Raw genomic sequence first — 13,643 nt, 5'->3', positions numbered from 1 at the left:
CGTTTATTGAGTGTCTTTTTTGTTTTTTTTGATCTTTACTATCCCTAACCCAGAACCAGCTAACAGCAATAGAGTTAACCCCATATCAATAGGTGCCTTTTTATCCTTTCCCGGAGGAGAAGGAGGTCTTGGTGCTGCAATAGCTTCTGTTGAAAATGCTGTAATGATTACAACAAATAATATTTTATATAAAATTTTATTCATAGTCTTCTTTGTAACGGAAATAAGAATTAACACATGTTAAACTTGTTTCGAGGTCAAAAATAACACCCTTAGCTTGTTAAACAAAATAATTTCTAATAAATTAATGGTTATATAGACAAATGTTAATAAATCTACACTACTGCAATATTAGACAATTAGACGTTTAGCCACTTCATTTTTTCGATGAAAAACAAAAAATAAAAAGATTTTTCTATGAATGGTTTATTTTTTTAGCTCCGTAGTAAACACCTAATAAAAACAAACCTACAATACTAGAGTTAATAGGGGCCTTTTTTTCTTTTCCGGGAGGAGATGGAGGTCTTGGAGATGCAATTGACTGATTTATTGAACCAACTACCAACAACATTACAACTAACAACTTTTTCATAGCATTTTTGTTTTAGTTATTAAAAAAATAAATTCACTAAGAGACTCCACAACAAGCTCTTGAGGTTACTAAAGATACTAAAATTAAATTATTAAAAGTATATAAAAAGAATTATAAAAGATTCAGCCTTCTAATGAGCTCTGGCTTGTTAGATCTACTAACAGGTATTACTTCTTTTTTTACTAAAACACTATTATCCTCAATATCAACAATCATTTTAGTATTTATAATATATGACCTATGAACTTTAAAAAACAAGTCATTAGGTAGCTTATCTTCTATCTTTTTTAACGTAGAATGTACTATGTAGTTTTTATTCTCTGTTTTTATTTGAATATAATCTCCTTTAGCCTCTATTAAATGAATACTTGGTATGTCTATTTTCACCAATCTTCTATCTATATTTACATACAAATCCTTTTCCTTAGAAACACCTTGTTTATCCTCTTCAGAAAATTTAATTTCATTTGATTTAACATCCGACAAAACAACATTTTCTACTTTATGAATAGCTTTTAAAAAACGAGGCAAGACAATAGGCTTTACTATATAATCTACAATACACTCATATTCAAATGCATCAATAGCAAATTTAGGGTCAGAAGTAGTCAAAACAACTTTAGGTGGATTTTTTATGGTCTGAATAAAGTCAAAACCAGTTAAACCAGGCATATGAATATCTAAGAAAATTAGATCCACCTCTTGTTGATTTAAAAATTTAATCGCCTCAATCGCATCAGGAAATTCGCCAATTATGTTCAAGCTATCTACTTGTTTACATAATTGGCGAATTACCAACCTTGCTGTTGCTTCATCATCTATAATAATGCAATCCATACTATATTGTTTCTAAATAAGAAGTGATTAGTTTTAAAATTTCTTCAAACTCTTCTTTTAGTTTTTTTGTTCCTTCTTTTAAATTCTTCTCATAATGAACTGCAACCTCATAGGCCTTTGTCAATCCAAAAATACTAATTTTATGCTTTAGTTTATGAACTATTTCTATCATAGCCTCAAAATCATCAGCATTTACACTGTTAAAATAAACTTCTTTTTCTGTTGGAAATTCTTCTTTAACTATATCTATTATTTGTTTTTCAAAAGTAACATCTCCTCCAGACAGCTCTTTTATATAATTTAAATTTGGGGTTTCCATTTATTTCTCTAGAGTAGTTTAATGTATTATGCAGTACACAAAATAACGGCAATGCTATGTTTTTAATTTGTAGATTATCACACTCTACAATAAAATCTAATTTATAAAAACTTTTGAACATTTAAACACAATATTGACAACAGATTTCATCTTATTTTTCATCAATTTTTTATGTTGTTATTTTTAGTAAAATATATTTACAAAAAAACCATCTCGGACTGAGATGGTTTTAGGCTTTAAGTAGTGGTCCCACATGGGCTCGAACCATGGACCCCCTGATTATGAGATAGACAAACAGCCTTTGCATTCAATTGCAATTAGCTTCAAAACTACTTAAAATCAGATATTTAAATAAAACTTAAAATATTTTTGTTTCATCGTGTTTCATAAAATGTTAGAACATGTTGTACGTATGTTAAACTTTTAAAAACTTATAAATGAAAGCTAGTATCAAAATTATTTTAAAAAAAAACAAAATTAAGCAACGAAACCTATCCTATTAACTTGCGAATAACTATTAATAGAAAATCTAAATTCTATAAAACTCCTTACAATACATTACCGAAATACTGGAATGAAAAAACAAGTGAATTTAACTCTAAAAATAAAAACTATATACAAGATAATCGAATATTAACTTCAATCAAACAACACGCTTCTAAAGTAATAGGAAGTATGATTGAAGATCAACAGGAATTTAATTTACAAGTTTTTGATTCATTATTCAGACCCAAGGATGTTAAAAAATTAAATTTCATCCCTTACTTCAAAAAGCGAAAAGATCTATTTAATGAAGCAGGGAAAATAAGTTCAAGAAATTCATATAATGATACTATTTCTGCACTCTTAAGATATAACCCAAAAGCAGTAGATTATCCATTTACAAATATTAACTACTCTTTTCTAATGGACTTTGAATCTTATTTACGTGCTAACGGTTGTCATGATGGTGGTATTGGAGTTTATATGCGAAATATTAGAGCAGTATTCAATGATGGAATTAAATCACAAATTGTATCAGAAGAAGCATATCCATTTAAAGATTATAAAATATCAAAATTAAAATCTAGTAAAGTAAAAAGGTCTTTAAGTAAACACGATTTACAATTACTCCTAGATTATGAATTTTCGACTAAAAAAGAAGGTATTAAAGCTCTTTATGCATATTTACTTAGTTTCTATTGTCGTGGTATGAACTTTACTGATTTAGCTGAATTAAAATGGGATGATATAGACTTAAGTAACTTCTCCTATACTAGAAACAAGACGAAAGTAAATCTAAATGTAAAAATCCCAAATAATGACTACACAAAAAAAATAATAAATTACTTTAAAACTTATCGTCCATATAATACTGACTATATTTTGCCAATTTTAAAAAAAGATATAAATCTTTATACTGAAGAAGAATTAAAGATGAGAAAAAAAAGTGTTTTAAATCACTATGGAAAACTACTTAAAACCATCTCACTCGATTGCGGCATTAAAACAAAAGTAAATTTTTACACTGCTAGACATACATTTGCAACTTTATCTTTAAAAAAAGGGTTGAGTACTGTTATGATTAAACAAGCTTTAGGACATCAATCCATTAAAACTACAGAAACATATCTAGAAGATTTTTGTACTGAAGAATTAGATATAGCCTTTGAAAACATTATATAAATAGGCGATAATCAATTTTAAAGTTTTTTATACCTCTTGTTCAAAAGCTATAAAAACCTAAAAGGCAATAAAATCAGTTTGATTTTATTGCCTTTTGTCTTACTACACAACATATAATTAGTTATCTATAATTACCCCTTAAAAATTCATTTCTATTTTTTTGATGTTTTTACTTTTTAAGCATTTATCTCCTTTTGGATTTAAAACAAAATCACCTGTATAGGCAGATGTTTCAGTTTCTCCTGGCTTAATAGCAGTAAAATGAACATCTGCCTTCTTACTTAATATTTTCTCAGGGCTTTCAGTTTTATACGGTTCATATAATTTGAATTCCAACAAAGCTACTTCATCGTACTTTTTTTGAAGTTTGTCTCTATCATAAGTAAATCTTTTCTTTAAAGAACCTGCTACTACAGCATCTAAACCTGTTTTACCTTCTTGCTTTTTAATTCCTTCATTTAAAGATGCAATTGACTTGGTTAAAGAAGCTATTTTCTTGGCTTTGTTTTTCTCAAAACTGTTCTTTAAAATAGCAATACTATCTTGAACTGTTATGGTTGATATTTCAAAATGTGTGTATTTTATATCAAGATCATACCGAACTCCTTTTACAGTTTCTAAATATTCTTTAACAGCTTGTTTTTCTATCGTTTGAGCATTTAATAATGAACAAACACTAAATAGTGTAATGGTGAATAATATCTTTTTCATGTTTTCTTTTTTTATATTTTTTATGTTGTGTTGTTTGTTGATGGATCTTAAAAAACATAAGATTTAGGAGTTGCACTAGAACCTTTCACAACCTCAAAATCTTGGTTAAAAATTTCTTCATCATTTTTATAAACAGTCATATTGTAAGCAACACCAACATCTGTTATGGAATATCCTGAAGTTGTTATTATAATGTGTACAGACTTTGTTTTTTCTTCAGTAAGAAATGTATAACTCCCCTCTTTTCTTTCATGCATATTTACAATAGCAGATCTGCCTAAAAAAACTTCTTTACCATCTACCACTTCTAAAGTGTTTACATCGTAAACATCATCTGACAAACCAGAAAAAAGAGGACTCCTGCAAAGTTCTCAACCTCTCCTGTTTGAGTAAACACCAATTTATAGATGCTTTTTTCTGTAGTTACAATATCTGTTGTATCATCTTGATTGATGGATTCAGAATCATCTTTTGAACATCCTGTTAGTAGCATAGTCATAACAACTACAACTGAAATCATTTTTCTTTTCATATCTATTTATTTAATATTTTGATTTAAACAGCATCCTTATTACAAGGATACTTTTATGTTGTGTTGTGAGTTTTAAAACATTAAAAAACATGAGCCATTGGACTAGTTCCAGAGCCATGTATCACTTCAAAGTCTTGATTAAAAATATCTTGATTGTTTTTATATACCGTTAGGTTACAACTAACACTTTCTTCTGTAAGAGTATCATCAGAGGTTACTAGTACCACTTGTAATGATTTGGTTTTTCCATCTGTAACAAACGTATAACTCCCCTCTTCTCTTTCTTCCATATTGATATATTTAGAGCGACCAACACAATTCTCTTCTCCATCTACCAACTCCAATGTATCAACATCATAATCAATATCAGATATGCCTGAAACGGCTAGGATTCCTATATAATTATGTACATCTCCTTTTTGAGTAAAGACCAATTTAAACTTGCTTTTCTCAGTTGTTTTCACAACTGGTTTTTCATTTTTTAAACTTCTAGTACCTAAGAGACCTAGTACCATTAAACCTAGAGCATCTTCTCTTTTTCTTTTATTCATTTTTAATTTTTATTTGCAATTATTTTTTAATTAATAGGTATTGAACTGTTGTTTACACACTAACTAAAGTTTGTGCGTTCATAAAGATCAGATTGATAAAAACATGAGGAGAACTTCAGACAATTTCTGAGTCCTAAATGTTTTAAAATGTGTAGAATGTTGTTGGAAACTATTTTAGTAAAGCAGAACTCTTTTACTAAGTTTTCTTGAATATTAAACTGGCGATTTTTCATTTTTCACGTATAAAAAAAGCGTGGAACTGAATCTTATTTAGTCTTAGTGGTCTCGCCAGAAACCTTTTCACCATAATAAGAACAGCCCACGCAAAAACGTGGGCATCTTATCTTTTGAATGTGGTGAGTTGTAAACCTGGCGAGTTTCTAAGACCAAATCAAAAGCAAAACGCTTTATATTTTAAAATTTTCTTTTTCTATTTACAAAACTATGTTTTTATAGAATAATAGCTTCAATTATTTTTGGGAAATTAACAACTTTTTAGTTTCGTAAACACCTCTTTAGGTTGTTACCACCTATATAAAACACAACTACCTCATAAAACATAAAAACATAAAAACATAATAATCAACAATATACCTATACAAATAGGTTGTTATCAAAACATGATTAACATTTTATTATAAATTTCTATATAATATTACATACATTTGTTTAATCTTATTAAGATTAAATAAAAATAAAATGAAAGAAAAAGTATTTAAACAAAAAATAGATTATAAACATCTGTTTGGCACTAATTCCAGTGAACATTATAGAGAAAATATTGAAAAAGGAATTCAATCTATTAAGCATTTTTTAAACAGAGATGATTTTTACAGCGGTATAACCGTTTTCGAACTAGAAGAGAAAATGAAAAAATACTCTGTTGAAACAAGTAAAGAATTAGATATAAATACTGCCTTAAAAGCAATTGATGATTTATATATATCACATGCGATCTCATTTCACTCTCCAAATTATATAGCTCATTTAAACTGTCCTGTTTTAATACCTGCATTGGTAGGTGATTTAATTGCTAGTGCAATAAATACAGCTGTAGAAACATGGGATCAAAGTACTTCAGCTACCTTAATTGAAAAAGATTTAATAAAATGGATTTATAGTCGACTAGGTTTGCCTAATTCTTCTGATGGACTTTTTACTAGTGGTGGAACACAATCCAATCTTATGGGTATATTAATGGCTAGAGATTCATACGCTGAAAAATATCTTAATCTTGATATAAAAAAAAATGGAGGTTCGAATCACCTTTCTAAATTTAGAATATTTTGTTCTGAAAAATCTCATTTCAGCATCCAAAAAAGTGCTGCTATTCTTGGAATGGGTTATAATGCCGTTATCCCTATAGAAACAGATAGTAACTTTAAAATGTCTCCTGAAAAATTAATTTTAGCAATAGAAAATGAAAAAAAACTGGGAAATATCCCTATTGCAATTGTAGCAACAGCAGGAACTACAGATTTTGGAAGTATTGACCCTATAAAAACACTAAGAAGAATAGCCAATAAACACTCACTATGGTTGCATACAGATGCAGCTTATGGAGGCTCTTTTATAGTATCAAAGAAGCAATCTCATTTATTAGAAGGAATTGAAAGTTCCGATTCTGTAACAATTGATTTTCATAAATCTTTTTTTCAACCAGTTTGTTCAAGTGTTTTTTTAACAAGAGATAAAATCAACTTTAAATATGTCTCTCATTACGCTAATTACTTAAACCCAAAAAATAAAAAAGAATCTGAATTTATCAATTTAGTAGATAAATCTATTCAAACAACAAGAAGGTTTGATGCTTTAAAAATGTGGTTTACTTTAAAAATAACAACAGAAAAAACAGTAGGGCTTTACTTAGAAAAAATATGTGAATTAACCCAAAATGCATATAATTTATTAAATGAATATGGTTGCTTTGAAATTGCTAATAAACCACAATTAACCACTGTAGTTTTTAGGTTTATTCTAAAAGATTTTAACGAAAACAAAACACATGATTTAATTAATCTACATATCAAACAAACCCTTTTCAAGTCAGGAGAAGCAGGTATTGCAAGTACCAAAATAAATGGAAACTTATACTTAAAGTTTACCATATTAAACCCACAATTAAAAATAGAAGACATTAAAAATATTATTGAAATGATTATATATAAAGGAAAAAATTATGGAAAGAAAAATTAACTACTCACAACTAGCTTCTGAAATGACTCAAACAGCTTTTTTAAACTGTTATATAAGAGATATAAAACAAGGAGGACAGAAATATTTCAGAATACCAAAACATGATTTAACTCTAGCTTCTTATTTTAAGAAACGAGGGCATACAAAATGGTTGAAAATAGAATTAAACTCTGTACATCAGGACATATATTGTTCGTTGAATTACTATTCATTAACTGGTAGACACCAATATAAGTTCCCTTGTATTACTAAAAATAGAGATACAAATACGATTAATGAACTAAATTTTCTAGAGCTTTCTAAGTTGTTAATCGATGATTATCAAAAAGCAACTATTTCTAACTTACACACATCCAATGACTTTCTCAAAAGCTTAGAAAATAGTCAAAAAAACACGAGTGATTTTTTAAAATTCAGAAATGAAAAAACTAACGATATTTCGACTATTTTTAATAACGATATCTCTTTTATAGATGCAGAACAAGCTTTATTAACAGGACACTCTATGCACCCTGTTCCTAAGAGTAGATCTAGGATGACAGATGCTGAAATATTTCAATACTCACCAGAAACCAAACCAGAATTCCAAATTATTTATTTTTTGGCCAACCCAACAGTTGTATTAGAAAATAGCGCTAGGGAAAAGGCTATTACAACGGAACTTATCGAGGAATTAAGTACTAATGGTTTTATATCATCCGAACTACAGGTAATATTAGATAAGCATCTAAACTGGAAATTAATCCCTATTCATCCTTGGGAAATTGCTTATTTAAAAAAAAACAGTGCATCTGTTAAAAAACTTATTCATGAAAAAAAAATATTAGAAATAGGCCCACTAGGCCCCTTATACACCCCTACTTCTTCTGTCCGAACCCTATATAATAAAGACAGTCAGTTTATGATTAAATTATCTTTACATGTAAAAATAACAAATTCAGAACGTTGCAATTTATATCATGAATTATTAAGAGGTTGTGAAGTAAGTGCTTTGTTTAGAACGGAATGGGGAGAAAAATTTAAAAAATCAAACCCTCATTTTAAAATTATTCATGATCCTGCTTATGTAACTCTACACGATAATGGTACTGTCATAAAAGGATTCAACACTAGCTTTAGAGACAATATTAAAACTGTTTTTAATGACAAGAGGGTTACTATGCTAGGTGAATTATGTCAAGACGGTGTCTTAGGAAACACCAATCGACTAACTAAAAATATAGAATACATAGCCAAACAAGATGGCATTGCAATAGATGAAGTATCTAAAAGATGGTTTGATTTATATTTAGAATTTTATTTGGAAGGAATTCTAGATGGATATATAAACTTTGGGATGTTCTTTGAAGCACATGGTCAAAACACAATGGTAGAACTTGATAAAAAAGGCTATCCTTGTAATGTCTATTTTAGAGATAGTCAAGGAATCATTTTTAGAGAAAACAAACTGAAAAATGCTTCTTTACACATTCCTAAGATAGCTTTAGAATCTCATTCTTTTCTATCAGATAAAATACTTACTCCTATTTACGTAAACTATATAATGATTAGTAATATTATAGGGGTGGTAAATACTTTTGGTAGTAATGGACTTGCAAATGAAAGTATTCTGCTCAGCATGGTTACAAATCGTCTTAAGAAATGGGAAAACAAAGATGATTCAGGAATAATTAATTTTATTCTATATAGAAGAACTTGGAAAGTAAAAAGTAACCTTTTAACTAGGTTAAGTGGTGAAGATGAAGCTATGAATCCTGTAGATGGAGTTACTCATGTTGAGTATAAAAATCCTTTGTTGTATGCTTATTATGAAAAAGAGTTACTACATCCTTCAACTACAAAATATTCTTATGAAAAATATTTTGAAAAAGAAGATATCTTTATAAAACTACGTCCTTTTGATATTGATAGAGATTTGGAAATGGTTCACAATTGGTTTAACAGAAAACGTGCTTTAACTTTTTGGAAAATGGATGGAGAAATAAAGGATTTAGAAGCTTTTTATATCAGTTTATTAGAAATGGATTTTTCACATTCTTATATTGGAGAAGTTAATGGAGAAGCTTCTTTTACCTTCGAGCCTTATTGGGCTGTACGTGATGTTGTAGGTGCTTGTTATGACTCCAAACCAACTGACTATGGTTTTCATTTCTTAATAGCTACTGAAGAAAAAGAAAAAAGGCATACTGTTACATGTTTAAAAGCTGTGACAGATTATTTATTTAGTTTTCCACATGTTAAAAACTGCATTCTAGAACCAGATGTGAACGCTAAAGCTATGGCTATTGTTTTAGAAAGAGCAGGATTTATATTTCAGAAAGCTATAAAACAACCTCACAAAAACTCTAACCTATTTTCAAATACAAAAACAAATTTTTTAAAGCAATTTCCTACTTTAAATAACAAACAACAACTAGTATAATAATATGGAAAATATAAAAATAATAGACTACATAGGTGTGGGGTTGGGTCCTTTTAATATAGGTTTAGCAGCATTAAGTGAAAAAACAAAGTTAAAAAGTTTATTTTTTGATCAAAAAGACACTTTTGATTGGCATCCTGGAATGTTACTAAACGATGCTCATTTACAAGTTCCCTTTATAGCTGATTTTGTTTCTTTAGCAGACCCTACTTCTCCATTTAGCTTTTTAAATTATTTAAAAGAAAATAATCGTATTTATAAATTCTACATCCGAGAGAATTTTTACATCCTTAGAAAAGAATATAATAAATATTGTATTTGGGTATTAGAGCAATTAAACAATTGTAAATTCAATCATCGCGTTGAACAAATTCATAAAGTTGACAACTATTATAAAGTCCTCGTAAAAAACAAAAAAACAAAAAACATTGAAACATACTACGCTAAACATATTGTTTTAGGTGTAGGAACATCTCCTTGGATTCCTGATTTTGCTAAAAAACTAAATAAAGATCAATGTATTCATACTGGATCCTATTTATTCCATAAATCGGAAATTTTGAAACAGAAAAAAATCTCTATTATTGGTGGCGGGCAGAGTGCTGCTGAAATTTTCATGGATTTATTAACAACTCAAGAGAACTATGATTTCAAGCTAGAATGGTATACTCGTTCAGAGCGCTTCTCTCCCTTAGAGTATTCTAAATTGACTTTAGAAATGACTTCCCCTGAATATGTTGATTATTTTTACGAATTACCACAAGCTAAAAAAAATGTATTAAATCAAGAACATAAATTCCTTTATAAAGGAATTAATTTTGATTTGATAAATGCTATTTATGATGTTCTTTATGAAAAATCTGTAGAAAATGATCTAGATAATGTAATAATAAAAGGATGTATTGAACTTAAAGATGTATTAAGTATGGATAATGGAGATATTGAGTTATCATTAAAGCAAACACAAACCCATGAGTCTTATACAGATGAAACTAGTTTTATTGTGATGGCAACAGGATATAAATCTACAATTCCTTCTTTTTTAAAACCTATAAAAGAATTAATTTTATGGGACACTCCAGAAAAATATAAGGCTCGTAGAAATTATTCCATAGACATTGATGAACGTATTTTTGTCCAAAATGCAGAGCAAAACACCCATGGATTTGTAACACCCGACTTGGGGATGTCAGCTTACAGAAACTCTATTATTTTAAATCAGATATTAGGAAAACCTTTTTATAAGGTTGATACCCGAATTGCTTTTCAAGAATTTGGAACACCTAAACAACATAAAAAAGAAAATTTCATTTTAAATAAAGTAAATGTTTAAAAAAATAGCATCCTCTTATGTTTCTTCTTTTCAAGGACTTTCTAAAGAAGTATGGTATTTGTCATTTGCAATGTTTATCAACAGAGCTGGTACTATGGTTATTCCATTCATGTCTTTATACTTAACATCAAAACATAACTATTCATTAAAAGATGTTGCCTGGGTATTGTCTTCATTTGGTTTAGGAGGAGTAATTGGTTCTTATCTTGGAGGAATTCTGTCAGATAAAAAAGGATTTTATCCCATATTATTAATTGGTTTTATTTCTCCAGGTTTATTTTTAATTCCGTTAGGCTATCTAACGGAATTCTATATACTTTGCTTAGGTGTTTTTATAATTGCAATGCTATCAGAGTTTTCAAAACCTGCTGCTTTTGTTGCTATTTTTTCTTATAGTAGTAGTCAAAATAGAACTAGATCTATTTCATTATTAAGACTCTCTATTCATCTTGGTTTATCACTGGGTCCCTTTTTGGGAGGCTTGTTAATTATACATACAAGCTATAGAAGTTTATTTTTTATTGATGGAGTTACTTGTTTGTTGTCAGGAGCTTTTATTTTTCTTTATTTAAAAAGAGATAATATATCGAATACGTTAAAAAAAGTAAACCAAAAAAGGTCTTTTAAGATCTCTAGACAGTTTTTTAGTTATATGATAGTTACATTTATTATGACATTTGTCTACATACAACTATTATCTACTTTTCCTTTATATTATAAACAAGTATATTCATTTTCTGAGTTTTGGATAGGAATCTTAATAGGCATAAATGGACTTTTAATTTTCCTTTTTGAGATGCCATTAGTCCACTTCCTTGAAAGAAAAAGAATCGCAAAAGAACAAATTTTAAAGCTTAGTTTATTTTTATTTGGTGCTAGCTTTTTATCACTTGCAATTACTAACCATACTACATTTATAATACTTTCTGTCATATTATTTTCATTAGCACAGTCTATTGGTTTTCCTTTTTTAAACACTTTAGTTATTAACACTAGTTCTTCTGAAAACAAAGGTAGAAATATGGGGTTTTTCACAATTTCTGTAGCCATTGGTAAACTAGCAGGGTTAAACATTGGGCTACAATTAGTATCATCTTTAAACTTTACAATAACTTGGTTATTTATGATCTTGTTACTCTTTATTGCTTTTTTATTTTGTAAAAAAGCAACCTATTAATTTTAAATTGTAATAAAAACAAAAAAGTGGACAAGATTTAATCTTGTCCACTTTTTTTAATTACTTAATTTATAACTTTTAATTTAAGTTAAACAAACCTCTAACTTCTGTTGAAATGGTTCTTGGGCTTTTTACAGCAGTAGCAGTTATTGGATCAATTTCATATATATATGCTCCATTAGAATCACTAATATTCATATAAACTTTCCCATTATAATTTGTAGCGGGAGTAGACCACTGTCCTCCATGTAAAGGAATCTCAGATACTTCTGTAACTGTTTTAGTTATTAAATCTACAATAGCAATTTTACAAACAGGTGCGCTAGAAGTAGGTGCATAAGTTGCCCACAAACCTGAATCATCTGTTACCATTCTTACAATAACTTTGTTATTCCCTGCATAATGCATAAAGTTTATTTTATTTCCTTCTGATATTGTCTCAAAATCTAAGTAATAAGTAGAATCAAAGTCTGTCTCATTATTCTTAATTTTTAAAATAGCAGAATTTAAAGTTGGCTTAGGACTGTAACCACTTGCGTAAGAAGATGAAGAGTATGTATATATATCTCCGTTTTCTGTAGTAATTAAACCATTAAAATTTCCATAAATTCCAATATCAGCAGCTCTATCATCTCTAATTATTTTATCTAGAGTTAATTCAGGATAATTGTAAACAGCAACTCTAGCTTCATCAGAGTTTGGTGTGCTAAAATTTTCATTATGAACTAAAAAATAAGATAAGAATAATTTATCTCCTCTAACAATCATTCCTGAAGGCCATGAAATTAAATTTTCACTCTCAATTTCTTCTATTGAAGTCTCTACTCTTTTAGTGATTCCCATGTTTTCAGTATTGATAACATTAAAAACACGTTTTTCTAATCCCGTTTTTGCTGCTTCTACAGCAATTAAAGTTGTTTCGTCTGCTTTACCAAAAAGACGATATGCAGAGTTAGCAGCTACTTCTCCTATTTCTGTTAACTCCCCATCTACAAAACGATATCCTATTGCAGTACCTCCTTCTTCGTATTTAGAACTAATGATGGTTTTTCCTACCTGATAATAAAGTCTTCTAACACCTCCTGGTTGTTGAATTCCTGAACCTATTGATGAAATTTCTTCATTAATAAAATTATCTACAGATAAGAGAGCATCAGGAGCTTCTCCTCCAGAAGAAGTAAGCGATACTGCTAAATTAGAAGTGTTTTCTACTGGTTCTGGATTATCGTCTTTACTACAAGAGAATAACACTGTTGCAAAAATAAATGCAATTGATAAAATTTGCTTTTTCATAATTATTTTTATTGA

14 protein-coding genes and 1 pseudogene are annotated in these 13,643 nt (G+C 28.7%); 6 read left to right on the top strand and 9 right to left on the bottom strand.

Going from position 1 to position 13,643, the window contains the following annotated elements; all coding sequences use genetic code 11:
* Positions 1 to 3 precede the first annotated feature (3 nt).
* The 4 genes from FHR24_RS04570 to FHR24_RS04555 form a co-directional block, all read right to left on the bottom strand.
* Entirely contained in the window at positions 4 to 204 is a 201-nt protein-coding gene (locus tag FHR24_RS04570; RefSeq protein WP_167184492.1) for a hypothetical protein, read from the bottom strand.
* A gap of 211 nt (positions 205 to 415) precedes the next feature.
* Positions 416 to 592, bottom strand: coding sequence for a hypothetical protein (locus tag FHR24_RS04565; protein WP_167184489.1), 177 nt, complete (start codon positions 590 to 592; stop codon positions 416 to 418).
* Between the two features lie 111 nt (positions 593 to 703).
* Positions 704 to 1,429, bottom strand: coding sequence for a LytR/AlgR family response regulator transcription factor (locus FHR24_RS04560; RefSeq protein ID WP_167184487.1), 726 nt, complete (start codon positions 1,427 to 1,429; stop codon positions 704 to 706).
* A 1-nt stretch (position 1,430) separates the two neighbouring features.
* Entirely contained in the window at positions 1,431 to 1,748 is a 318-nt protein-coding gene (locus FHR24_RS04555) for an Hpt domain-containing protein (protein WP_167184484.1), read from the bottom strand.
* Positions 1,749 to 2,252: 504 nt separating this feature from the next.
* Between FHR24_RS04555 and FHR24_RS15640 the strand changes: the two are divergent.
* Together FHR24_RS15640 and FHR24_RS04550 are read left to right on the top strand one after the other, a co-directional pair.
* Positions 2,253 to 2,375 (top strand): annotated as a pseudogene (locus FHR24_RS15640) (site-specific integrase); the annotation flags it as partial.
* A gap of 48 nt (positions 2,376 to 2,423) precedes the next feature.
* Positions 2,424 to 3,413: a tyrosine-type recombinase/integrase gene (locus tag FHR24_RS04550; protein WP_243846529.1), complete on the top strand. Its 990-nt coding sequence runs from the start codon at positions 2,424 to 2,426 to the stop codon at positions 3,411 to 3,413.
* 138 nt (positions 3,414 to 3,551) lie between these two features.
* Here FHR24_RS04550 and FHR24_RS04545 read toward each other — a convergent pair whose 3' ends face one another.
* The 4 genes from FHR24_RS04545 to FHR24_RS04530 form a co-directional block, all read right to left on the bottom strand.
* Positions 3,552 to 4,124, bottom strand: coding sequence for a hypothetical protein (locus FHR24_RS04545; RefSeq protein WP_167184481.1), 573 nt, complete (start codon positions 4,122 to 4,124; stop codon positions 3,552 to 3,554).
* A gap of 47 nt (positions 4,125 to 4,171) precedes the next feature.
* Positions 4,172 to 4,465 carry a hypothetical protein gene (locus tag FHR24_RS04540; RefSeq protein WP_167184478.1) on the bottom strand — a complete coding sequence of 98 codons (294 nt, stop codon included), beginning with the start codon at positions 4,463 to 4,465 and terminating at the stop codon, positions 4,172 to 4,174.
* Positions 4,441 to 4,656 (bottom strand): beta-barrel fold lipoprotein, encoded by a 216-nt coding sequence (locus tag FHR24_RS04535; RefSeq protein WP_167184475.1) that lies wholly within the window; start codon positions 4,654 to 4,656, stop codon positions 4,441 to 4,443. Before FHR24_RS04535 ends, FHR24_RS04540 begins: the two co-directional genes overlap by 25 nt.
* Before the next feature lie 80 nt (positions 4,657 to 4,736).
* On the bottom strand, positions 4,737 to 5,207 hold the full coding sequence (locus FHR24_RS04530; protein WP_167184472.1) for a hypothetical protein: 471 nt from the start codon (positions 5,205 to 5,207) through the stop codon (positions 4,737 to 4,739).
* 699 nt (positions 5,208 to 5,906) lie between these two features.
* Here FHR24_RS04530 and FHR24_RS04525 point away from each other — a divergent pair.
* Genes FHR24_RS04525 through FHR24_RS04510 form a run of 4 tightly spaced genes read left to right on the top strand, consistent with a single transcriptional unit; the run spans position 5,907 to position 12,335 of the window.
* On the top strand, positions 5,907 to 7,403 hold the full coding sequence (locus FHR24_RS04525; RefSeq protein WP_167184469.1) for a pyridoxal phosphate-dependent decarboxylase family protein: 1,497 nt from the start codon (positions 5,907 to 5,909) through the stop codon (positions 7,401 to 7,403).
* A complete protein-coding gene (locus tag FHR24_RS04520; protein ID WP_167184465.1) occupies positions 7,387 to 9,825 on the top strand; it encodes a GNAT family N-acetyltransferase in 2,439 nt (812 codons plus the stop codon). Before FHR24_RS04525 ends, FHR24_RS04520 begins: the two co-directional genes overlap by 17 nt.
* A 4-nt stretch (positions 9,826 to 9,829) precedes the next feature.
* Positions 9,830 to 11,158 (top strand): lysine N(6)-hydroxylase/L-ornithine N(5)-oxygenase family protein, encoded by a 1,329-nt coding sequence (locus FHR24_RS04515; RefSeq protein WP_167184462.1) that lies wholly within the window; start codon positions 9,830 to 9,832, stop codon positions 11,156 to 11,158.
* Positions 11,151 to 12,335, top strand: coding sequence for an MFS transporter (locus FHR24_RS04510; protein WP_167184459.1), 1,185 nt, complete (start codon positions 11,151 to 11,153; stop codon positions 12,333 to 12,335). The genes FHR24_RS04515 and FHR24_RS04510 overlap by 8 nt, the downstream gene beginning before the upstream one ends.
* Positions 12,336 to 12,413: 78 nt before the next feature.
* Here FHR24_RS04510 and FHR24_RS04505 read toward each other — a convergent pair whose 3' ends face one another.
* Positions 12,414 to 13,628 (bottom strand): DUF4374 domain-containing protein, encoded by a 1,215-nt coding sequence (locus FHR24_RS04505; RefSeq protein WP_167184456.1) that lies wholly within the window; start codon positions 13,626 to 13,628, stop codon positions 12,414 to 12,416.
* Between the last annotated feature and the right edge of the window lie 15 nt (positions 13,629 to 13,643).

Source organism: Wenyingzhuangia heitensis (assembly GCF_011762155.1).
Lineage (GTDB): Bacteria > Bacteroidota > Bacteroidia > Flavobacteriales > Flavobacteriaceae > Wenyingzhuangia > Wenyingzhuangia heitensis.
The sequence above is the reverse complement of the archived record's forward strand: the minus strand, read 5'-3'. Positions and strand labels throughout refer to the sequence as shown.